The organism is Sphingobacterium sp. NPDC055431, from assembly GCF_053644255.1.
This window is the reverse complement of the sequence record NZ_JBSHLH010000007.1, coordinates 25,825-49,202: the sequence shown is the minus strand read 5'-3', so window position 1 is coordinate 49,202 and position 23,378 is coordinate 25,825. Positions and strand designations below refer to the sequence as shown.

Below are 23,378 nucleotides of genomic sequence, written 5' to 3'. Positions count from 1 at the left end.
GAACCAGGATTAAATGGATGAGAGGATGTGCCAAGATTTGGTAAAGAATCACGATTGAATGGATGAGAGGATGTACCAAGATTATGATCAACAAGTCGCTGGAAAGTCCCCAACATAGAAGGGGCGTATTGCATACGCCCGCTCCATACAAACCGAAAATAATATCAATTCTGATTAAATCTTGGCGCAGGAAAAGTCTCGGAAAAACACAAAAATCCACATTGAAATTATGGAAGTTTGCATTGGCGTAAAGTTCCTGTACCTTCGGTACAGCATGACAGGTCCTTTTGGATGAAAATCATACAGATTCTTCACTATTTGTTCAGAATCAGAGTTATAAAAAAGCGGGATCCTTAATATATTAAGGATCCCGCTTTTGACTTTCTAAAAACTTATTGGCTATCCTCCATCATTTCCATAAATATTTCTATTCTTTTTTATGGATAAATAAGGTCTTTTGTCTTATGTCTTCTGTCTGTTGTCTATCTTAAAATCTATATCCTATAGAGATACCAGCGCGGATACCTCCCCAGGGGCTTTTTGCTTTTAGTGAGGCGCCTTGAGCATCTACTGTGGTTTCAATATCTACAACATCATTCTGTAAGTTTTCAAGCTCTTCTCTTAGGTATTGCTGCTCTTGAGGGGAAAGGTCCATTTTTCCTGATATGGTTCCGCTAGCGCCGCCATAATGTGGTCCAAGGATTCGAAGATCCATGAATACTGATTTTGCAAGTTTAAATTGAGACCCAATAACGAAACCGAAGCCCTAAGTTCCGATTCCACCTTTAAGAGGAACTGTTTCTGTGGTTCCTTGGTCAGTTTCATAGGGATAATTGGTTGTGATGTTGTACTTTCCATATTTGAAGAAAGGACCTACGTAAAATCCTCTTCCACCATCTCCATTTTTGCTTGTATAGAATCTGAATTCGGGAGAGAAAGTAAAATGGTCTAAAGTAGCATCATTGGTAAAGTTTTCATCTTCGATCAATTCTTCAATAGTTTTTTTGAAGGGGAGGGATGATTTACCTCTAAATCCAATACTAGCATTAACACTCATTTTGGGAGCTACCATGCGTTCGTATTCGAAAGCAAAAGTTTTACCAACCAAGGGTAAAAGATTGAACTTTACGGTATTCTGTTGTGCTAAAGTCAAGGATGGGAGTAAGCATAGGGCGAAGGTTATGGACAGAAGCGCGAGTCCAAGGGAATTTTTATTTTTCATTGTGAGTTAACATTTGGTTTTGATAGTCCAAATATATTTAACTACAATGAAAGCCACAATACCTAGAAGTTGGTATTTTATAAAACTGAAAAATATTTTAGCGCATTCCAGATTCCATCATTATCTACATCATCTGTGACGTAGTTGGCGATTTCCTTTACCTCTGGGTTAGCATTCCCCATTGCGACTCCTAGCTGAACGTGTTTAAGCATGCTGATGTCGTTTCCACCATCACCGAAAGCCATGGTGTTTTCCAATGGAATACCAAAATGCTTGCAGAATATGTCAATCCCCACCTTTTTACTTAAGCCTTTTGGGTTTACATCGGCAAAAAGAGGAGTCCATCTCGAAGCAAGAGAATTCGGCATTACGGTTTCCATAAACTGCTTTTCTTCCTCAGGCCCTAAGAAGATATTGGTCTGTAAAATACTATGGATATCAACCTTCTCCATGTCGACCAATTTTGGAACCGGTAGGTTGAGGTGGGCATACATGCCGGCAATTTCAGGAGTTACATCATGAATGGTAATCTCTTGTTCAGACATAAAGGAGAAACTAAGGGGTTTTTCCTTTGCATACTCAATCACGGACTGTATATCCTGACTGGCAATGGTCTGCTTGAATAGCACTTCAAAATCATGGGTAAGGCAATAACCGCCATTAAAGGTGATATATCCATCGAAATCCAAAAATTTGATATGATCAATACTGTTTATGGATCTCCCTGTTGAAAGAATGGTTTTGATGCCATGAGTCTGAAGTAATCTGATTGCTTCAACGGTTGATTCAGGTACTTTGTGGGTCTTGAAACTCAATAAGGTTCCATCAATATCAAAAAATACGGCTTTAATTTTAGGATTTAGCATGCCCAAAGGTACGTAAATTGGGCCAATTAGCCTAGGAAATGGAGGTTGATTTAGCTGCTTGGGCAACCATTAAACATTGATTTGACCATCCTAGCTGAATTAGTTTGTAGGCAATGATTATCTTTGTACTGAAATAATAATGGTATGACTATATTCATGGATTTTTTAGGTGAGCTGGAAGGGATGCTTTTAAGAAAAGAACTGCAAAAAATTTCTTTAGGAAATTACCGAGGTGAAGAGGCTAATTTAAAAAATATCTATATAAAGCCTGTGTTAATAAAACAGGACTTAATGCTTTCATTTGTATATCGTTATCAAACGAAAGATATCACTAAGAATTATTCCATTGAAGATTCGATAAAAGAGCTGGAAAAGCTGGTGGACTTTAGAGGATTCAGACAGGTGAATGTTCAGAACCTCAGTGAAAATCTGGTTTTTCAGATGAACAAAAAAGGAGAATGGCGCCTGCAAAAAGAAAAGGTTGAGCAGAGAAAGGAGCAGTCCTTGTCTCATGATAAAATCAAGGACCGAAAAATTGCGGATTCCAGTAAGGCCTATCTGCATCAGTTAAACCTTACTGATGGGGAAGGAAAAGTGTTCAAGAATGCCCAGGATAAATGGAAGCAAATCAATCATTATATCGAATTATTGAGTTCGTCCTTAGCAGGTCTTCCTTCTAAGGAAATGCTGAAAGTAGTGGATATGGGCGCAGGAAAAGGTTATCTGACCTTTGCACTTTATGATTACCTAAGAAATAGCCTGGGGAAACAGGTGGAAGTAGTGGGGATAGAATACAGGAAGGATTTGGTTGATTTCTGCAATCAGGTTGCGCAAGATTCAGGATTTGATGCCCTGCGTTTTGAGGAGGGAAGCATTGAAGATTATCAAACAGTTGAAGGAATAGATGTACTGATTGCCTTGCATGCCTGTGATACAGCTACGGATGATGCCATATTCAAAGGCATCCAAAATGATGCTGAACTTATTGTGGTGGCTCCTTGTTGCCATAAGCAGGTCAGGAGGGAATTGGAAGCGGTGAAAGCTAAGAATGACCTGGATTTTATGACCCAATATGGTATTTTTTTAGAAAGGCATGCAGAGATGCTAACGGATAGCATACGTGCCTTGATCTTGGAGTATTATGGTTATGAAATGCGAGTCATGCAGTTTATTTCGGATCAGCATACACCAAAAAATGTCATGTTGGTCGGCTCTAAGCGAAAGATAGAGCCTAAGAAGCAGGTTGAAATCTTAGAAAAGATCAAAAGTCTGAAAGCTTATTTTGGAATCAATTACCAGCACTTGGAACGTTTGTGTGGCCTTGATATATAAGTTTTTACTTTAGTTTAGTTAATATATTTATTTAGATAATAGACAGGCTTTTTATTTATCGTTTATGTAGCAACAAACCAGTTGTTCATTTGGAATAAGGTAATTCCGGATAATAGTCCAAAAAACCTGTGCATTTAGGTCACAAAGTTCTATCTTTGTGTCTTGAAAAATTGTAGCGATGAGAATTTCTTATAATTGGTTAAAGAATTTTATTGATATAGATAAAACCCCACAGGAGCTTTCCTTAATCTTGACAGATATTGGTTTAGAAGTAGAGTCCTTGGAGGTTGAACAGAGTATTCCTGGAGGATTGGAAGGGTTGGTTGTTGGAGAAGTGATTACTTGTGAGCAACATCCAAACGCTGATAAACTAAAAGTAACAACAGTAAACGTAGGTAAACCTGAGTTATTGAATATCGTGTGCGGTGCGCCAAACGTACGCACTGGTTTAAAAGTTATAGTAGCACAGGTTGGCACAACCTGTCACCCTACATCAGGAGATCCTTTTAAAATTACCAAGTCCAAAATCCGTGGCGAAGCATCAGAAGGGATGCTTTGTGGTGAGGATGAAATTGGTTTGGGTACTTCACATGCAGGTATCGTAGAGCTAGATTCTGACGCCGAAATTGGCAGTTTGGTGAAATCATACTTCAATATGGAGGATGATTATTGCTATGAAATCGGTTTGACACCAAACCGTGCAGATGCGGCATCCCATTTAGGTGTGGCAAGAGATTTAGCGGCTTATTTCAGGTCGAATTTAAAAGCTCTGGATTTAGGTTCGTTTCAAGAGGTGTCAACAAGTGAAACTGCGGTAAAAGTAGATGTTGTAGAAGATGCCCCTCGATATTCTGGGATAAATATCAAGAATATCAAAGTTGGAGAGTCTCCGGAATGGTTAAGAAATAAATTAAGTGCAATTGGTGTTCGCTCGATCAACAATATCGTCGATGTAACCAATTATATCCTTCATGATTTAGGACAACCTTTACATGCATTTGACCAGGACAAGATTTCTGGAAATCAGGTAATTGTTAGGAAAGCGAAAGAAGGTGAATTGTTCAAGACTTTGGATGGCATAGAGCGTAAGTTGTCATCAGAGGATTTAGTGATTGCAGATGCTGAGAAACCGATGTGTATTGCTGGGGTTTTCGGTGGTGAATATTCTGGAGTTACGGAAGGAACGACTTCGATTTTCCTAGAGTCGGCATACTTTAACCCGGTAACGGTTAGGAAAACATCGAAAAGACACGCGTTGAAAACAGATTCATCATTCCGTTTTGAGCGTGGAACCAATCCGGATATTACTGTAGAGGCTTTGAAAAAAGCGGCTATCCTGATTGCTGAAGTTGCCGGTGGGGAAGTGTCATCCAATATTGTTGACCTGTACCCAAATCCTATAAAACCATTTGAGTTTCCAGTAAGCTATCAAAATATTCAACGTGTTATCGGAAAAGACATTCCCGCGGAAACGATTAGAGAGATCATCGTGAGTTTAGGCATTGAGCTTGAAAATGAGACTGCTGAGGGGTTTGATGTCAAGGTACCTGCTTATAAAGTAGATGTCATCCGTGAGATTGATGTGGTTGAAGAAGTATTGCGCATCTATGGATACAACAATATTGAACTAAAGACGCAGATCAAGGCTTCCTTAAATACCTCGGAGAAACCAGATAAGGAAGTTGTGTTGAACCAAATTGCAGATCTATTGATCGCTAATGGGTATAGGGAGATCTTGGCGAATTCATTGACCAAAGATGATTACCTGGAAAATGAGCAGACTGCTGTGAAGCTGTTAAATCCATTGAGTAGCGATTTGGACGTGATGCGTCAGAACCTGTTGTTTTCTGCTTTGATTGCCATTGGATACAATCAAAAACGCAAGAATGCAGACCTAAAGATCTTTGAATACGGGAGGTCGTATAATTTAGTTGAAGGTAATTACGTAGAAAAGCAATTGTTCTCTATCGCTATATCAGGTAAGAAAGAAGCAGAGCAATGGAATAATAATGCCAAAGGCGTAAGTTTCTATGATATCAAAGCAGTTGTAGACGATATCGTCAAAAGACTGAAAGTAGAAGGTATCCGCGTTGAGGATTATGTTGGGACGTACTTTGACTATGGATTGAGCTATAGAAAAGGAGAGAAGGTCTTGGTTTCCTTTGGGGCGGTTTCAAAAGCTAACCTGAAGAAAACAGATGTTGATGGACCGGTATTCTTTGCGCAATTTGATTGGGACTTGATGATTAAAGTTATCAAGAAAAATAAAATCACTTACAAGGAAGTTTCAAAATTCCCATCCGTAAGACGCGATTTAGCGTTGTTGCTGGATGATCAGGTGACCTTTGAGCAATTGCGTTTAATTGCCACAAAGACAGAGAGAAAGTTATTGAAGGATGTTCAGATATTTGATGTCTATAAGGGTGATAAATTGCCGGAGGGTAAGAAGTCATATGCCTTGAGTTTTACGCTTCAGGACGAAGAAAAAACACTTACAGACAAACAAATTGATGCAATTATTCAAAAATTAATTATTAACTTTGAGAAAGAAGTAGGCGCATCAGTGCGCTAAAAATTTATACATTAATTGCGAAATACTATGGCGTCATTATCTTCCCAAATGAATATTATCGTTGAGAAAACGAAAAATCTTATTCAATTGTGTGAAGCCTTGCAAGAGGAGAATGACTTGTTAAAGTTAGAAGTTCAATCATTGCAAGTTGCATTTGATACGAGTTCGGATAAAGTTAAGCAGCTGGAAGACAAGGTAAAAGCCTTGGCGGTTGCCAAAACATTAGACAATTCGGAGATCGATAAAGACGCTATAAATGAAAAAGTACTTGACACAAAACGAAAAATTAACGATTTTGTGCGAGAAATAGACAAATGTATAAGTCTATTGAAGTAGGAAAAGGGAGTAGGAGAATAGACTTATTACGTTATTAAGCTCAAAGAAAATGGGAGAGATTTCCATAAAAATAAATATAGCAGACCGAGTATATCCTTTACGTGTTGAGACGGAGGAGGAAGAGGTGATTAGATATGCCGCGAAGCTAATAAACGAGAAAATTAAAGAACTGCAGGATAACTATGCGGTTCGTGATAAGCAAGACTTGTTGTCGATGTGTGTATTGCAATATGCCACGGGGATGATCAAGGCTGAGCGGAATAGTCAGAACCAGGATTCTGGTCTGGAGCATTCCATTCATGAACTAGACAATATTCTGACAGATTTCTTCAAAAAATAAAACGTTTACGTTCTTAGAATTTAGAGCTTGTAACGACGAATTTGCCGCAATTAAATTCGGGTTGTCACTATTTTAAACTTAACGCTTCAATATCACGAGCAATTTTAAAGATGTAGGCCATTTTGCGAAAGCCATCTAGGTCATGATCATACGCTCAAATCATGTGTAATCGAAGTTTAATAATACATGGTACCTGATTTATTTAATTGCGGTTTTTTTTTGGAAACTAAATGCTATTACATTAACATATTAAATTATAAATAATAACAAATGGAGTTATCAACTACTATATCAATAATAATTTCACTGGTTGTCGGTGTTTTTATTGGACGATATCTTTTGCAGATGTTGTTCAAGAAGCAGGAGCAATCAGCGAATGATAAGGCTGCCCAAATAGTAAGGGATGCAGAGCAACAAGCAGATCATATAAAAAAGCAGCGTCAGCTAGAAGCAAAAGAGAAGTTTTTGCAATTGAAGGCTGAGCATGAAAAAGAAGTCAACCAAAAGAATAATACCATCTCCCAAAAAGAGAATACCATTCGTCAGAAAGAACAGTCATTAAATCAAAAATTGGAGAATCTAAATCGTGAAAAACAGGATTTGGATAACAAAACCAAGAAACTGGATCAAATGATTGAGTTCAATGACAAGAAAAAGGAAGAGGTAGAACAGTTAAAAGGCCAACATATCAAGCAATTGGAGAGTATGGCTGGACTGTCTGCTGAGGAAGCTAAAGAACAGTTAGTGAATTCATTGCGTGAAGAAGCTCGTTCTCAAGCGATCATGCAGATCAAGGACATCGTTGATGAAGCGAAATTAACAGCTTCGAAAGAGGCCAAGAAAGTAGTTATCCAAACTATACAACGTACAGCTACTGAATCTGCCATTGAAAATACGGTATCTATCTTTAACATTGAAAATGATGAGATCAAAGGTCGTATCATTGGACGTGAAGGTCGTAATATTAGAGCACTTGAGGCTGCAACGGGTGTAGAGATTATCGTGGATGATACCCCAGAAGCGATTATCCTTTCTGGCTTTGATCCTGTACGTCGTGAAATTGCCCGTTTATCATTACATAGATTGGTTACGGATGGTCGTATCCACCCAGCACGTATCGAGGAGGTTGTTGCAAAGACCCGTACGCAGATTGAAGATGAAATCGTTGAAATCGGTGAACGTACCGTCATTGATTTAGGTATTCATGGTCTACACCCTGAACTGATCAGGATGGTGGGAAGAATGAGATATCGTTCTTCATATGGTCAAAACCTATTACAGCACTCACGTGAGGTTGCGAATTTTGCGGCTACGATGGCGGCGGAATTGGGACTTAATGTGAAACATGCGAAGCGAGCTGGATTGCTGCACGATATTGGGAAGGTGCCCGATGATAACCCCGAATTGCCTCACGCGATCTTGGGGATGCAATTGGCCGAGAAATATAAGGAACATCCAGATGTATGCAATGCGATTGGTGCTCACCACGACGAGATCGAGATGACTTCGATGATATCTCCGATCGTTCAGGCATGTGATGCAATTTCAGGTGCCCGTCCAGGAGCTAGACGTGAGGTCGTAGAAAGCTACATCAAACGTTTGAAGGAACTAGAAGACCTAGCTTTGTCATATCCAGGTGTGGAGAAAACATTTGCTATCCAAGCAGGACGTGAACTGCGTGTTGTGGTTGAAAGCGAGAAAGTATCTGATGCGCAAGCTGAGATCTTGGCAGCAGATATTTCAAACCGTATCCAGACAGAGATGACTTATCCAGGTCAGATCAAAGTAACAGTCATTAGAGAGACCAGATCGGTTTCTTATGCAAAATAACATTCAATTAGAATTTATAGGAAAGCCCGTCATTTGATGGGCTTTTTCTTTTCCCTTGTATTAGAATTTGATTAGAATTCCATAAAATAGCATTAAGGTATGGGCTAAATGGCTAAATTTGAAATAATTAAAAGAAATGCAAGTATTAGTTGTAGAAGATGATCATCGGATAAGTTCCTTCTTAATTAAAGGTTTAGAGGAAAATGGTTTTTTGGTTACCCTTTGTAAAACCGCGGAGGATGCCTTGTTGGAGGAGAACCTTAAAATTGATTGGGATGTCATTGTTTTGGACATTATGTTGCCTGGAATCGATGGGGTGCAGTTATTGCAGACCTTACGCTATAAACAGGTCTATGCTCCTGTATTAATGCTGAGTGCCTTGAACAGTATTCAAGACAAGGTGACTTCCTTGGATTATGGTGCCGATGATTATTTGACCAAGCCTTTCCATTTTGAGGAACTGCTGTCGCGGATCAATGCCCTGAGCAGGAGAAAGCAATACCATAATCAGGAAAAGCCGAAGAGTCCGATTTTGGAATTTGATGAGCTGCAGATCGACACGGATCAGTATAAAGTCTTTTTAAAGGGGGAACTGGTTGACCTCTCGCCGAGGGAATTCAAATTGCTGATGTACCTGATAGAAAACCGAAATAAGACGGTTAGCCGAATGCAAATATTAAATGCAGTTTGGGGCATCACATTTAACAATCACAGCAATGTAGTGGATGTATATATATCCTATTTGAGAAATAAAGTTGAAAGCCAAGATCAGAAGTTTATCCAAACCGTAAAAGGAATTGGATATATGTTTAAGTATGATTCATGAAGTTAAAGCATAGGTTAGCCTTATATTCGATCTGTATTTTTAGCGTTGTTACGCTATTGATATCAGTTGTTATTTATTTTGCCTATTACGTGCAGATGGAAAAATCTGAACAACATGCTTTGGAAAGTAAATCATTATTAGCTGCCATCTATTATCTGGAACGCGATGAGTTGAGCAGTCTGGACCATGAAAATATCCAAAAGCAATTGCAGAAGACTATTTCCAGAAGAGATATTGTTGTATTTGATAGTCTTGATAAAAGGAAGGCTGGAGACATGTCCGTAATTTCTGATATTTCGAAGGATTTTATAGGGCAGGTTCGGACGGATAAAAATTCATTCTTTAACACAGATCATTTCTTTTATAACGGTATATTCTATAATGATAACGAAGGGGATTTTGTCATTGTCACCCGAGAATCCAAAGAAGGCTTCAATAATCAGATGCAATCATTATTTCATATCTTGATTATTGCATTTTTTGTTGGACTGAGTATAATTTACTTCTTTTCAAGGTTCCTGGGCTATATTGCTTACCAGCCAATAGTGGATGTAATCAAACAGATCAAGGACCGAGATAGCAAGAACTTTGAAAAACCTATCCAATTGGAAAGATCCTATTCAGAAATCCAGGATTTGGTGAACACCTATAACCTGTTTGTAGATCGCATCTCTCAAACCTTCAATGTTCAGAAAAATTTCATTGATTATGTTTCCCATGAACTCAGGACTCCGATTACTGCCCTTTTAGGCACCTTGGAGGTGACCAACCAAAGGGAGCGGAGCAAAGCGGAGTATGAAGATGTAATCCAACAACTAAAGCAATATACCACTGATCTGGAAGAGACCTTGGAAAACATGATGTTGCTGTCTGGAGCAAAAACAAGCTTTGAGTTCTCAAGATTAAGAATTGATGAGATTATTTGGCAGGTCATTGAAAATGCGGTTCTCTATTACCAAGCTGATATTGAGGTGAAAATTGAAGTAGAGGATGCTAACTTAATGGAATGGGAGGGTAATGAGAAGCTCTTGGCTTTAGCCTTCAATAATATCATTGAGAATGCAATAAAGTATTCAAACAATAAGAAAGTAACTGTGATCCTTCATGAGGACCTAGGCAGGTTGGAGGTTTTAGTGGTAGACCAGGGGATTGGCATATCTCAGGAGGACCTCAAAAAAGTAAAGGAAAACTTTTACCGAGGGGAAAACACAGATAAATTTTCTGGTAAGGGAATTGGTCTCTCTATGGCCAACATTATCTTTGTATTGCACAAAGTTGAAATGAAACTACAAAGTGAAGGGATGGGCACACAGGTCTCTCTCAAATTCTAATCAAATTCTAATCTAATTTAAAACTCACCTTAATCTGCAAATTATAGGTTTGCAGAAAATATTAATGGTGAAGAAATTCTATCTAATTTTCGTATTAAGCTGCCTTGCTGTTATTCTGCAAGCCCAGACCTATTCCCTAAAGGATTTAGAATCCCAGTTTCTGAAAAACAATTTGCAGTTAATCGCGAATAAGTTTCATATAGAAAAGTCTGAAGCATTGATCGTTCAGGAGAAGCTGTGGGCCAACCCAAATCTTACCGTTGACAACCTGAACCTTTGGGCTAACCGATCTTTTGAAACCATGCCCAACCTCATCGGCAATTTCGGAAGTAAACAGCAGCTCAATATGGAATTAGAACAGCTGATCGAGACAGCTGGGAAGAGAAAGAAACGAGTGGCCATTAAAACATTGGAGAAGACTTCTGCCCAGCTGGAGTTTGAGGAAATCCTGAGGCAATTAAAGCTAGATTTAAGAACCAACTTTTATAGCCTACAAAGAATTCAATTGGAAGAAAATCAATTGCAATCCATATTGGAATTGTTCTCTAAATTGAATGAGCAATATAAGTTGCAAGCTGAAAAACAGCATGTTTCCCAGGTAAGTTTTTTAAGGGTCCATACCGAGCTAATCGGTATCCAGAAGGAGCTTTTGGATTTAAAGAGCCAAAAAAATGAGATCCTCCAGCAATTAAGAACCCTTACTCAATTACCAGATCTGAAAGCAGATCAATTATCCTTTGATGGATTTCATGTTGGCGAGAAGACTTTATTACCGGCCGAGCTAAAAGAACAAGCTAATTCCCAAAATATTTATTTGCGTTCGATGGCCAATGATATTCAGCTTTCTGAAGGTCAGTTGAGATTGGAGAAGGCACAGAAAACCCCAAACTTAAACCTATTGATGAATTATGAGCGCGGAGGTAATGTGATGAGTAATTTCATTGGTATTGGGGTGAACATTGAATTGCCCATCTTCAACAGAAATAAGGGAAATATCCAAGCTGCAAAAATCCAGGTTGAACAAGGTCAAGCCCAGTTTCAAGCTAGGCAATTAGAAATAGGAAATGAGATCGATAAGCTATTGAATAAACTTGCTTTATTCCGGGAGAACCTGACAAACTGGAAGGATACTAATACTGCAGCACAACAAAGAGTTTTAGAGAATTATATCAAATATCTTCAGGAACAACAGGTTACCCTCATCGAATTCATTGATTTTTCCCAAGCTTTTCGTGAAGCTCAGCAAGCCTATTTGGAATTACAGGAAAGTTATTTAATCACATTTGAACAACTACAGTATGTAGTTGGCCAGGAACTATAATAATGAAAAATATTAAAAGTTTACCCTTAGGTTTAATTACCCTGATTGCATGTTGCACTGGCTGTGGAAGCAGCCAGCAGCAACAAATTGACGTACAGGATAGCACAAAAGGGTTTTGTATCAGCGATCAATTAAAAAAGACTACAGAAATTATTACGGTCAAGGAAAGCCCCATTGTAGAGCAATTGACCTTATCCGGAAAGATTGAATATAATGAGAATGATCTGGTTACCTTTCGTAGTTTATTGCTTGGCGTAGTCGATCGTGTTGATTTTGAGCTTGGTGACCAAGTTAAAAAGGGTCAGGTCCTGGCAACCATCAAATCAACGGAAATCCAAAGTCTGTTTCAACAGAAGAATGCACAGCAAAACCAGATCAATCTACTAGCGAAACTTTTGGTAACCAAGAAAGACCTGTTGAAAGACGGGATGATTTCAGAGCCTGAAATGCTGCAAGTGGAGCATGAACTGGAAAGTGCCAAGATTGAATTGAAACGCATCAATCAATCTTTGCAGCTTTATCATGCCGTAGGCGAGGGGACTTTCCAGATTTTAGCACCAAAAAATGGTTATATAATCCAAAAAGATATCAGCCAAGGGCAAATCATTACCCAGGAAAGCAATCCCTTGTTTTCTATTTCGAATCTGAAGGAAGTTTGGGTGATGTTGAACGTCTATGCAAGTAACCTTAGGTTTATCAAAACTGGAGACCAGGTTAAGGTGAGGACAATTGCATATCCAGATCAGGTCTATACCGGGAAAATAGATAAAATATACAATGTATTTGATGCCAATGAGCATGTAATGAAGGCACGGGTGGTATTGGAGAACCAAAACCTTAACCTGATGCCCGGCTTGAGTGCCGATATCATAATCGATAAAATAAAATCAGAAGAAACAGCATTAGCCATTCCAAATAAGTCGCTTGTATTCAGTAATAATGAAAATTTCATGGTTGTTTACAAGGGAGATTGCCAATTGGAAGCAAAGAAGCTTGATATTATTTCGAGCAATGAAGAAGTGACCTATGTAAGCAATAAATTAGAAGCGAACGAAAAGGTTATTGGTAGCAATGCACTATTGATTTTTGAACAGATTAAGGGCTTGTAAGGATGAAGAAGTTTGTTCAAAATATAGTAACCTTTTCATTAAGGAATACCACTTTTATTTTATTTGCCACGTTTGCCCTTTTGTTTGCGGGTATTTATGCGCTCAAACATACAGCGATTGAGGCCTTTCCTGATGTTACCAATACGCGGGCGAGGATTATCATCCAATGGCCAGGTCGAAGTGCAGAGGAGGTGGAGAAGCTGGTCACTTTGCCGATTTCCAAGGAGATGAACAGTATTCCTAAGAAATCAAATATCCGTTCGATTTCTTTATTTGGTCTGTCTGTGGTAACTGTACAGTTTGAGGATGGGGTAGATGACTTTTATGCGCAGCAGTATGTTTCTAATAAATTAGCGGGAATAGACCTTCCAGAAGGAACGGAAATAGAGGTAGAGCCACCTTCAGGTGCTACAGGAGAAATCTTTAGATACATCATTAAAAGCGATCTGCCGATCAAGGAAATATCAGCGATCCAAGATTGGGTAATTGAAAGGGAGCTTCTTGGCGTACCTGGAGTGGCCAATGTGATCAGTTTTGGAGGCGAGGAAAAAATCTATGAGATCAAGATCAATCCGACCGAACTAAAGAATTTCAGTCTGACACCGCTCGATGTTTATGAAGCGGTATCAAAATCCAATATCAATGTGGGCGGGGATGTAATCCAACAAGGAGATCAAGCCTATGTGGTGCGTGGTGTCGGGTTATTGGACAAGATTGAAGATATAGGAAATATTACGGTCAAATTAAACGGCTCTACGCCAGTTTTGATTAAAAATGTTGCAGAGGTTGTAGTTTCCAATAAACCACGGTTGGGTCGCGTGGGATACAATGAGCAGGAAGATGTTGTGGAAGGGATTGTGGTCATGTTGAGAGGGGAGAACCCATCCGAGGTTATTGGATTGCTTAAAGAGAAGATCGAAGAATTAAATACAAGGACATTACCGGACAATGTCAAGATCGAAACAGCGGTTGACCGGACGAAATTGGTGGACAGCACGGTCAAGACCGTATCAAAAAACATTGTTGAGGGTGTTTTACTGGTATCCCTGATTGTATTTATCTTCCTATATAATTGGAAATCCACCTTTATTGTAGCTTCTGTTATTCCGCTTTCATTCTTATTTGCCATAATAATGCTGAAGATCCAAGGGTTACCAGCGAATCTGATTTCAATGGGCTCTTTGGATTTCGGTTTACTCTTGGAGGGAACCCTGGTTATCGTGGAAACGGTATTTGTCGCTTTAGCGACGCTATCCCATAAGGTAGGCCCGGAACGGTTTGCAAAGATGTCCAAGATGGGAGTAATCAAGAAAAGTGCAGGTAGTGTAGCTTCCTATATTTTCTTCGCTTTGATGATTCTGATCGTTGCGTTATTACCTATTTTCTCTTTCCAGAAGGTAGAAGGGAAGATGTTTACCCCATTGGCTTTTACTTTAGGATATGCATTGTTAGGTTCCTTGATATTAAGTTTAACCTATGTTCCTGCTATGTGCAAGTTGCTTTTTACCAAAGGCATGGAAGAGAAAGAAAACTTTGTGACCAGATTCTTTCATAGATCTATCTATGGACTTTATAGTTATGCCCTGAAATTCAAAAAAATAACCATTGTTGTTTTTATTGGCATTCTAGCTTTATGTTCGATAAAGTTTATGAATTATGGTTCTGAATTCCTTCCTCAATTAAATGAAGGGGCCATCTATATCCGAGCGACTTTGCCCAATAGCATTAATCTGGATGAATCTAGCCGGCTGACCAAAGAAATGAAGCAATTGATGGTGGAGACCTGTCCGGAGATTGATTTTATCTTAACCCAAACCGGTAGACCCAATGATGGGACTGATCCCACAGGCTTCTTTAATATTGAGTTCAACGTCCAATTGACTGAACAAAATACTTGGAAACGAGGATTGGATAAGGAGGAGATCATCGAGGAACTGAGGGAGAAATTGAATCAATACCCAGGGATTAATTTTGGATTTAGCCAACCCATTCAAGATAACGTAGAGGAATATGTGGCCGGAGTTAAGAGTTCTTTGGTTATTAAGATCTTTGGTGATGACCTGTACAAGTTAGAAGACTATGCAAATCAGGTATCAGATGCGATCGGCAAGGTTCGAGGGATTACAGATATCAACGTTTATAAGAATATTGGTTTGCCAGAATTAAGAATTCAGCTTCATGATTCTAAAATGGCGAAGTATGGCATCTTTACCAAGGATGTACAAGCCGTTATCGCGATGACCATTGGTGGACAGGCGGCAACCAAATTTTATGAAAAAGATCGACAGTTTGATGTGGTCCTCCGATTCAATAAAGAATATAGGGATACACCTGAAAAAATAGGAAATATCCTCATACCGACAAGCACCGGAGAGAATATACCGTTGCAAGAGATCGCTAGCATTGGGTATGTGACTGGACCTGCCTTTATCTATCGTGAGGGCAATAGCAGATACATTGGTATTGGCTTTAGTATATCGGGAAGGGATCTAGGAAGTACGATTGAGGAGGCAAAAGAGGTAGTAGCCAAATCCATAAAACTTCCTAAAGAAAATTATATGGAATGGGCTGGTGAATTTGAAAGCAAGGAACGGGCAACCAAACAATTAATGACGGTTATTCCTATTTCCCTTATTCTGATCCTCATATTGCTTTACAGTAATTTTGGAAATATGAAAGATACCGCCATTGCTGCTATTACCATTCCATTTGCCTTTATTGGCGGCTTCCTGTCTTTATGGATCACAGGTACCATCTTTGGGATTTCCGCAGGTATCGGATTGATTATCCTCTTCGGTGTAAATACCATCAATGGAATCATCCTGATCGTTGTGATGAAGGAGTACCTGAAAAAGAAACCGCTGAAAGAAGCTATCGACCAAGGAGTGAAAAGTAGGATCAGATCTATTGTGATGATTGCCCTGATGGGTTCGATGGGATTGCTACCTGCTGCGCTCTCCAGTGGGATGGGGTCTGAAATACAGAAGCCCTTAGCCATTATGATTGTTGGTGGCCTATTGATCTGTTTGATACTTTCCTTTGCAGTGTTACCGGTAGTATTCTATTATGCATATAGAAAGGATAAAATGTTAGCAAAGAATAGTTAACTTTGCAGGCATGAAGAAAAAGGCTCATGAAACCAATAAAAAGGTAGAATTTTCCAGACCTGTAGAGAAACATTTTTACGAATTGGATCAAACATATGGAACAGGAAACTTTGCCTTATATGCCATATTTATTTTTTTGGCCTTCTTTGGAATCATGGGATTGATATGGATGATCCCTTTTCCTCAATTAGAATTTTTGGTTAAGATGAATGCCCATACGTTCTTGAACTGGGGGTCATTTTTCATAGCAATAGTTATCTACTGTTATTTGAAATTGGCACCGACCCTTTCTTATGCCGTGCTATTCACGATTGGGATCATGAGTTATTTCATCGTCCAACTGGAATATGTTGAACGAGATGGTGGGCCAACGGTCATCTTAGTGTGCAGTATTATTGCAATAATTGGATTATTTGGACTGTTCTTAAGCAGCAATAAGGTGAAAAAAGGAAATGCTTCCTTCTTGAATCTATTGACGATTGGACCCATTTGGATGTGGTCAAAAGTATTCGATAAATTGAAGTGGAAATATTGATCCATTTGATTTAGATCCATAAAGAAATAATAATAAAGGCTAGTCTTCCGATACGGGGATAACTAGCCTTTATTTATTCTAGGTAGCTAGATTGGCTATTTTAGGCCTTTTAAATCATAAATAATCTTCGCGATATCTGTATTGTCCAAAAATCCTTGAAAGCGTTCTGCAGCGGGTCCAAACGCCATTAAGGGAACTGGAGTACCCGTATGGTCATTTGTAGCAAAGCTCGCCAGGACCCTACCAGATTTAGGATCCGCATCAAGCACAATCATTCCACCAGTTTCATGATCAGAAGTCACGATGACCAAAGTTTCTTTATCCTGTTCCGCAAATTCTAATGCTTGACCGACTAATCTATCAAAACTCAGATATTCCGTCATAGAAAAACCAGTAGAATTGCTATGACCACCACCGTCTATTTTCGCGCCTTCAATCATTAGGAAAAATCCTTTGTCATTTCCTCTTTTCAGGAAATCAATGGAGGGTTTCAAGGCATGTTCAATAAAGCGATAGGATGTTTTGATTTCCGATTGCTCTTTATCCAGTTTATTCCATTTATGGTCAACTTGGTCTTCTTGAAAAACTAAAAGTTGCTTAGCAGAACTTTTTTGAACGGTTTCCAAGGAGGTGCCAATTTCTATACCTTTAGATTTTAATTTCTTAATGAGTGAACTATCATTTTTACTGAAGGATTGGTTAGGACCGCCGATGAATAAGTTTATTTTGCTAAATAAAATGTCGTTAGCAATACTGTCAGAAAGATCTCTTTCATTGACATGAGTGAAAAAAGCAGAAGGGGTAGCTCCAGTGATTTCATCATTGGACACAACACCTGTCCTCATACCTAACGTGTTCAACCTGTCAGGCAGGTTATCCACTTTATTTCCCAAGCTATCGACTCCGATATAACGGTTCTTGGTCTTATGGCCAGTGGCAATTGCGCTGCCTCCAGCGGCAGAATCGGTATGGTAGTTATCAGTGGGTTGTGTCTTTAGATAACCGGTATAGTGCATATTTAGTACATTCAGATTTCCTCTGTTAGCCATGGCAGAAGCCCAAAGCTGCGATAGTCCGGCACCGTCACTGATCAATAGAATAATGTTTTTCGGTTTTAATCCAGTTTTGAATTTCTCTTTAATCTGATAGGGGATGTAGGTAGAGTTCTCTTGATAAACTGTTTTTGGCTCATTGATCAAGAATTCACTTAACTCAAAAGGTTTGTCTGTATTGATGAAATCAATCCCTATTTTTTGCCATTCATACCAAGTGGTTTTAGTATCAGGAGCTGCCCAAAAACGAATTTTCTTTCCTAGGTTATGAACAGAATCTACTTTAGTTTTTACTTTTTGTAAATCCTTGTCCGTTAATCTGCCAAGGCCATTCCATTTGGATAAAGAGCTAAAACTTGCACTAATAAGCCCTATTCTTTCCAACTCTTGTTGGTTGAATTTCTCATTCAACTTCCCATCGAAATAGAAGATTTCATCATATTTATGAAAATCTGCAGGCTTAGGACGGTTTCCACTTATAACCAACTTGACTGCCTTAGGATTGTTTTTGCTGTCAAAGAGGTCTCGATGCGGTTTCAACAACTTGGTCAGATGCTCTAAAATTGGAGCACCCTCGGTTTTTGGATCAATTAAGAGTTGCAATTGCCCTTTGTTAGGAAAGAGGTATCCATCCGAGCTATGCTTAAATGCTTCGAGTATTGGCTCTAGGTACAGCTTGCTAAAAGTTCTTTCTTTGGTGATGTCTTCAGGATCATGAGCAACATATAGTTCTCCGTCTTTTAGGAATAAATCTGCCTCAATAGACCCAAAACCTAGGCCATAGGCCTGGTTAAAGGGATTATTACGTGTGTAGTCGTTATGCGAATGAGCATTAGCCAAAAATCCAATGGGCTTGATCTGAGAAAAGGTATTGAAAGATAAACTGCAAAAAAATGCTAGGCTCAGATAATATTTAATTCGATTCATTATAATGACTTAATATTATGGTTTTAGGTGTTTGTTTTAAAGTTAAGAATAAATGATTTAGCAAAATTAGGATGGACCTATTATTGTTGTGTTATACTACCGTTACCTCATTGTAAAGTCTATCAAGTCCTTTCATCCAAATGTCAATTCTATTCTCTATTTTTATTTCATGAAAGACCTACAATATCCTTTACATTTCCAGTTTCGTGTTACGAGCCTTGCGAATGATTTTTCGGCAAAGGATGCCAATGGAAACAGTATCTACTATGTCCGTGAAAAGATATTCTCTTGGCGTGACATTATCATGGTCTATAGGGATGAAAGTAAGGCAGAATTGCTTTATGAGCTTCGGTCCAATAAACTCATAGACTTTCAGCAAACATTTACGATTACAGATCGCACTGGAAAATTGATCGGAAAGGTGAGGAGGAAGTCTATAAAATCTTTATGGAGGTCTACATTCAATTTAATGGATTCAAACGATGTTCAAGACCATACCATTAAGGAAAAGAACCCTTGGGTGAAGTTTTGGGATGGGCTTTTTGGCGAGCTCCCATTGATAGGGATATTATCAGGTTATATCTTTAACCCTGCGTATATCCTTCGAAATGATCAGGAAGAACCCGTTTTTGAAATTATTAAGGAACCTTCCTTCTTTGGTCGAAAGTTTACAGTTAATAAATTAACCCAGCGTGAAGTCGATGATGAGCGTTTTGTCCTCAGTCTAATGCTGATGGTCTTGATAGAAAGAAGGAATGGCTAACTACCATTCCTTCTTTTATATTTAACAGCAACCTGAACCTGGAACACAGCAAGAACCTTCGATTACATTCAGGTCTGCCAAATTCAGCTTTTGCTTTTTGGGAGGAATCCCACAAGAATCTTCCGCCAAACAAGCAGTTTTTTTGTTCTTTAGGAGAAACTGTTTGCCATTGAATTCCAGATCATATTTTCCAATAGTATCTGCCTGGTATTCTACTTCAATCTCTCCATCCTCAATTTGTAGCTTATCTTCTGATAATTTTATGATGTCCAATAATTTTCCCGGTTTTAGTCTATGCTCAAAATCATCGGCACTCCATAATTGGAAATTCACGACCTTCTCCTTGCGGATTGTTCCACCGCAGTCTATAAAATTCTTAAGGATACTTCCTATTTCCGTAACATGAAAATGTTCGGGAACCTGGGTTCCGTTTTCCAGTTGAAACTCCACATTGTCCAATGTGGGAAGGATTTCTTTTATTTCTGATAGTTTCATGGTATTAGTTTTAATCTATATATCGTAATATTGCGATACTTAAGGGTAAAAAAAATGCTAACAGCATTTTTCAATTTTAAATGGTTTTTCAAAGAAATGATGTATTTCTTCCTGGAGTTCATTCCATACCGTTTCATTGATACAATAGCAAACACTCTTGCCTTCAATGCTTCCTTGGATGATATCAACACTTTTAAGCTCCTTCAAGTGTTGGGAAATAGTGGCTTGCGCCAAGCCTAGTTCGTCCACTAAATCATTGCAGATACAGCCTTTTTGCTTTACGATATGCTGTAGAATAGCAATCCTGGCAGGATGGCCTAATACCTTGAAGTAATTGGCCAATTTGTTCTGTTCCTCGGTAAAGATCTCACTCTTAGTAATTCCCATAGCAATTCTTTGTATCGCAATATTACGATATAATGTTTTTTAAATCAAATTTGAATAAAAAAATCCCTTACTGTAATACGTAAGGGATTGAAATACAGTTCGATAATTTTCTTATCTATTGTTTTTGTAAATGGCGTATGTGAATTTCAAACTACCATTTTCATCAAATTCATTCTCTTTTACCGCATTGATTTTTTCCAATGCTTTTTGAGAACGTGTGTTTTCTGAGGCAACATGGAAGATTACCTTATCCAATTTTTCAAAGGCAAAATCCATCATCAAGTTTTTTACGGACTGGTTGTATGCTCCACCCCAATATTCTTTGGCAAGGAAGGTATAACCGATAGCTATTGACTTTTCATTTCTATCATAATGATAAAATGAAGTGGCACCAATAACCTGTTCAGTTTTGCTGTCAATTATCAAGTAGGGGATATCAGTATCAATCAGTTTTTGAAAATATCTGGTAAAACCCACCGGTGTATAGCGATTGCTGTCAGGATGTTGAGCCCAGATTTCTGGATCTGACGCAGCTGCAAATACCCATTCAAAATCATTTTTGATCATGGGGATTAATTTTACCAAATCGTTGCTTAAGGTTTTTCTTTCCAACATAAGCTATTATTTAATGATACGTTTAATTTTATTGGATTTCTTAATCCATTTATGTACTGCATCGTAATCTTCTTTTTCAATCTTTTCGTAGATATGTTGCAGTTGTTTGATGTGCTCTTCCAATACTTCCAAAACATTATTTCTGTTCTGCTTGAAGATTGGAGTCCACATATCGGGAGATGATTTTGCCAGACGGACGGTCGATTGAAAACCTGAACCCGCCAATTCAAAGATCCTTCCCTGAGATTTTTCCTTTTCCAGAACGGTAAGGGCCAATGCAAAAGAAGTCAAGTGGGAAATATGCGAAACATAGGCAGTATGCATATCATGTTCCTCTGCCGTCATAAAAGAGGTTTTCATTTCCAGCTGCTCCGTTACGGAGTCTGCCAATTCAAATGCATCCTCATCCGAGCGGAATGCTTCTACATAGACCATCATTTTATCCTTAAACAAATTAGGAATTGCTGCTTCGGGACCAGAATACTCTGTACCGGCCATTGGATGGGCAGCTACATATCTACCACGGTTTGGATGATCCTTGATGAGGTTCAGGATATTAGACTTGGTAGATCCCATATCGATGATGACCTGATCTGTCGCAATATCCAATAATTTTGGCAACAAGATCATGATAGCATCTACAGGAATAGTAAGGACAATAACTTTACAGGACTTCAATGCTTCCTCTAAGGTTTGGATTTCATCTACCAACCCTAATTGAAGAGCCTTCTTTTGATTTACTTCGCTTTTTTCTACTCCGATAATCTTTTCGAAGAGTTTGGTTTCTTTAAGTCGGATACCGATGGAACCACCGATCAAACCTATTCCGACAATTGCTATATTCATTTCAAATATTATTCAAATTTTTAAAAAATGGTTTAGGATCTAATCGATCGCTTTCTTGATTCGGTCGATAGCGTTCTCAAAGACTTCGCTTTTTGCACAAAGGCTGATACGGATGAATTTTTCCCCTTCAGAACCAAATATTCCTCCAGGAGTAATAAATACATGTGCCTTATATAGGACATCATCACAAAGTTGAAAGGAATTCTCAAAACCTTCCGGAATCTTGGCCCATACAAATAACCCAACTTGGTTGGTATCATAGGTACAATCTAATAGATCCATGATTTCAAAAACTTTTTCTCTCCTAATCTTATATTCCTGATTCAGCTGGGTATACCATTCTTTATCTAAGCTCAAGGCTTTTGCTGCGGCCAATTGAAGCGGTAAAAACATACCAGAATCCATATTGCTTTTGAACCTCATGATCTGACCGATCCTGTTTTCATTAGCGATTAACATCCCAATTCGCCATCCTGCCATATTGGAAGATTTACTCAGGGAGTTTAGCTCAATGGCTACATCCATTGCACCGGGAACTTCCATGATGCTTTCGGGATGCTCATTCAGGATAAAACTATATGGATTGTCATGGCAGATCAGGATCTGGTGTTTCTTCCCAAACTCAACGATCCTTTCAAAGAAAGAACGGTTGGCCAATGAACCAGTAGGCATATGCGGGTAATTGATCCACATTAATTTCACCTTACTTAGATCCCTAGATTCGAGTTCCTCAAAATCAGGAAGCCAAGAATTTTCAGCCTTCAAGTTATAGGTAACTGGAGTAGCTCCGGTAATGGTTACCGCACTTGAATATGCCGGATATCCAGGATTCGGAATCAAGGCTTCATCACCTTCTTGAAGGTAGGTCATACAGATATGGACGATCCCTTCCTTCGAACCAATTAATGGAAGGATTTCAGTATTAGGATTTAGTGAAACGCGATAATATCGAGCATACCAATCAGCCATGGCAGTTCTAAGGGCAGGAGCGCCTTTATAACTTTGATAACCATGAGCGGTTGATAATGCTGCCTGCTCCTGAAGCGTTTTGATCACTTCGGGATGAGGAGGCAAGTCAGGGCTGCCGATGCCAAGGTTAATCACCTGCGCACCGTTCCTGTTCATCTCATCGATCTCTCTCAACTTCTTCGAAAAGTAGTATTCTTCAGTTCGTTGAAGTCGTTTCGCTACTTCTATTTCCATTATTTATTTTAATTTGGCGATAAAATTATAAAATCTTAATGGTTTTATTTCAATTATGATAAATAATAAACCTACTTTTTGAATAATTAATGACCGATTTTCAATAAAATCAACAGTAATTTAAACATCCACTTTTTTTTAACCTTTTTTAATTTTATTAAATACCCAAATCCTTTAAAATCTGAGCTTAACAGAGTGCAATTATTTTGCTCAAAAATAATTAATAGGAAAATGCCTGCTTGATTAAAAATTTTAACTAAAACAAAGTCAGTTAGTTTAGCTGTTTAGGATGAAATATTGATTTATTTACGGTATAGCTTTTTAAAAGATGTTTGATTTGGTTTGATTTCAATTTTTACCCAT

General features: G+C 38.5%; 21 protein-coding genes. 12 read left to right on the top strand and 9 right to left on the bottom strand.

The window, feature by feature from the left end:
• Nucleotides 1–487: 487 nt before the first annotated feature.
• From ACWIB3_RS08490 to ACWIB3_RS08480, 3 genes are all read right to left on the bottom strand, one after another.
• Nucleotides 488–715, bottom strand: coding sequence for a hypothetical protein (locus ACWIB3_RS08490; protein WP_454291366.1), 228 nt, complete (start codon nt 713–715; stop codon nt 488–490).
• 51 nt (nt 716–766) lie between these two features.
• Nucleotides 767–1,222, bottom strand: a complete 456-nt coding sequence (locus ACWIB3_RS08485) for a DUF3575 domain-containing protein (protein ID WP_454291365.1) — start codon at nt 1,220–1,222, stop codon at nt 767–769.
• Nucleotides 1,223–1,299: 77 nt separating this feature from the next.
• A complete protein-coding gene (locus ACWIB3_RS08480; protein ID WP_185211884.1) occupies nt 1,300–2,088 on the bottom strand; it encodes a Cof-type HAD-IIB family hydrolase in 789 nt (262 codons plus the stop codon).
• A 291-nt stretch (nt 2,089–2,379) separates the two neighbouring features.
• On the opposite strand from ACWIB3_RS08480, the gene ACWIB3_RS08475 reads away from it, so the two are divergent.
• The 11 genes from ACWIB3_RS08475 (at nt 2,380) to ACWIB3_RS08425 (ending at nt 16,727) form a co-directional block, all read left to right on the top strand.
• Nucleotides 2,380–3,420: a class I SAM-dependent methyltransferase gene (locus ACWIB3_RS08475; protein ID WP_454291364.1), complete on the top strand. Its 1,041-nt coding sequence runs from the start codon at nt 2,380–2,382 to the stop codon at nt 3,418–3,420.
• A 178-nt stretch (nt 3,421–3,598) separates the two neighbouring features.
• Nucleotides 3,599–5,992 carry a phenylalanine--tRNA ligase subunit beta gene (gene pheT / locus ACWIB3_RS08470; RefSeq protein WP_454291363.1) on the top strand — a complete coding sequence of 798 codons (2,394 nt, stop codon included), beginning with the start codon at nt 3,599–3,601 and terminating at the stop codon, nt 5,990–5,992.
• 27 nt (nt 5,993–6,019) lie between these two features.
• Entirely contained in the window at nt 6,020–6,328 is a 309-nt protein-coding gene (locus ACWIB3_RS08465; RefSeq protein ID WP_093095920.1) for a hypothetical protein, read from the top strand.
• A 49-nt stretch (nt 6,329–6,377) separates the two neighbouring features.
• Nucleotides 6,378–6,668, top strand: a complete 291-nt coding sequence (locus tag ACWIB3_RS08460) for a cell division protein ZapA (RefSeq protein WP_185211888.1) — start codon at nt 6,378–6,380, stop codon at nt 6,666–6,668.
• Between the two features lie 270 nt (nt 6,669–6,938).
• Nucleotides 6,939–8,498: a ribonuclease Y gene (rny, locus tag ACWIB3_RS08455; RefSeq protein ID WP_254529971.1), complete on the top strand. Its 1,560-nt coding sequence runs from the start codon at nt 6,939–6,941 to the stop codon at nt 8,496–8,498.
• A 136-nt stretch (nt 8,499–8,634) separates the two neighbouring features.
• Complete coding sequence (locus tag ACWIB3_RS08450; RefSeq protein ID WP_254529973.1) at nt 8,635–9,324, top strand: response regulator transcription factor; 690 nt, start codon at nt 8,635–8,637, stop codon at nt 9,322–9,324.
• Nucleotides 9,321–10,655 (top strand): sensor histidine kinase, encoded by a 1,335-nt coding sequence (locus tag ACWIB3_RS08445; protein ID WP_454291362.1) that lies wholly within the window; start codon nt 9,321–9,323, stop codon nt 10,653–10,655. Before ACWIB3_RS08450 ends, ACWIB3_RS08445 begins: the two co-directional genes overlap by 4 nt.
• A 49-nt stretch (nt 10,656–10,704) precedes the next feature.
• On the top strand, nt 10,705–11,976 hold the full coding sequence (locus tag ACWIB3_RS08440; RefSeq protein WP_454291361.1) for a TolC family protein: 1,272 nt from the start codon (nt 10,705–10,707) through the stop codon (nt 11,974–11,976).
• 2 nt (nt 11,977–11,978) lie between these two features.
• Entirely contained in the window at nt 11,979–13,085 is a 1,107-nt protein-coding gene (locus ACWIB3_RS08435) for an efflux RND transporter periplasmic adaptor subunit (RefSeq protein ID WP_254529977.1), read from the top strand.
• Between the two features lie 2 nt (nt 13,086–13,087).
• The gene (locus ACWIB3_RS08430; protein ID WP_454291360.1) at nt 13,088–16,192 is read left to right on the top strand and encodes an efflux RND transporter permease subunit; all 3,105 of its coding nucleotides are present in this window, start codon (nt 13,088–13,090) and stop codon (nt 16,190–16,192) included.
• 10 nt (nt 16,193–16,202) lie between these two features.
• The gene (locus ACWIB3_RS08425; RefSeq protein ID WP_454291359.1) at nt 16,203–16,727 is read left to right on the top strand and encodes a hypothetical protein; all 525 of its coding nucleotides are present in this window, start codon (nt 16,203–16,205) and stop codon (nt 16,725–16,727) included.
• A gap of 95 nt (nt 16,728–16,822) precedes the next feature.
• Here ACWIB3_RS08425 and ACWIB3_RS08420 read toward each other — a convergent pair whose 3' ends face one another.
• On the bottom strand, nt 16,823–18,706 hold the full coding sequence (locus ACWIB3_RS08420) for an alkaline phosphatase (protein WP_454291358.1): 1,884 nt from the start codon (nt 18,704–18,706) through the stop codon (nt 16,823–16,825).
• Nucleotides 18,707–18,875: 169 nt separating this feature from the next.
• On the opposite strand from ACWIB3_RS08420, the gene ACWIB3_RS08415 reads away from it, so the two are divergent.
• Nucleotides 18,876–19,469, top strand: a complete 594-nt coding sequence (locus ACWIB3_RS08415) for an LURP-one-related/scramblase family protein (RefSeq protein ID WP_185211895.1) — start codon at nt 18,876–18,878, stop codon at nt 19,467–19,469.
• Nucleotides 19,470–19,490: 21 nt separating this feature from the next.
• Here the strand turns inward: ACWIB3_RS08415 and ACWIB3_RS08410 are convergent, their stop codons facing one another.
• From ACWIB3_RS08410 to ACWIB3_RS08390, 5 genes are all read right to left on the bottom strand, one after another.
• Complete coding sequence (locus tag ACWIB3_RS08410; RefSeq protein WP_454291357.1) at nt 19,491–19,964, bottom strand: DUF6428 family protein; 474 nt, start codon at nt 19,962–19,964, stop codon at nt 19,491–19,493.
• Nucleotides 19,965–20,021: 57 nt separating this feature from the next.
• Entirely contained in the window at nt 20,022–20,351 is a 330-nt protein-coding gene (locus ACWIB3_RS08405; protein ID WP_454291356.1) for an ArsR/SmtB family transcription factor, read from the bottom strand.
• Nucleotides 20,352–20,462: 111 nt separating this feature from the next.
• Nucleotides 20,463–20,966 carry a GNAT family N-acetyltransferase gene (locus tag ACWIB3_RS08400; protein ID WP_185211898.1) on the bottom strand — a complete coding sequence of 168 codons (504 nt, stop codon included), beginning with the start codon at nt 20,964–20,966 and terminating at the stop codon, nt 20,463–20,465.
• A 6-nt stretch (nt 20,967–20,972) separates the two neighbouring features.
• Nucleotides 20,973–21,812 carry a prephenate dehydrogenase gene (locus ACWIB3_RS08395; protein ID WP_454291355.1) on the bottom strand — a complete coding sequence of 280 codons (840 nt, stop codon included), beginning with the start codon at nt 21,810–21,812 and terminating at the stop codon, nt 20,973–20,975.
• Between the two features lie 39 nt (nt 21,813–21,851).
• Nucleotides 21,852–23,015: a pyridoxal phosphate-dependent aminotransferase gene (locus ACWIB3_RS08390; RefSeq protein ID WP_185211900.1), complete on the bottom strand. Its 1,164-nt coding sequence runs from the start codon at nt 23,013–23,015 to the stop codon at nt 21,852–21,854.
• Nucleotides 23,016–23,378 lie beyond the last annotated feature (363 nt).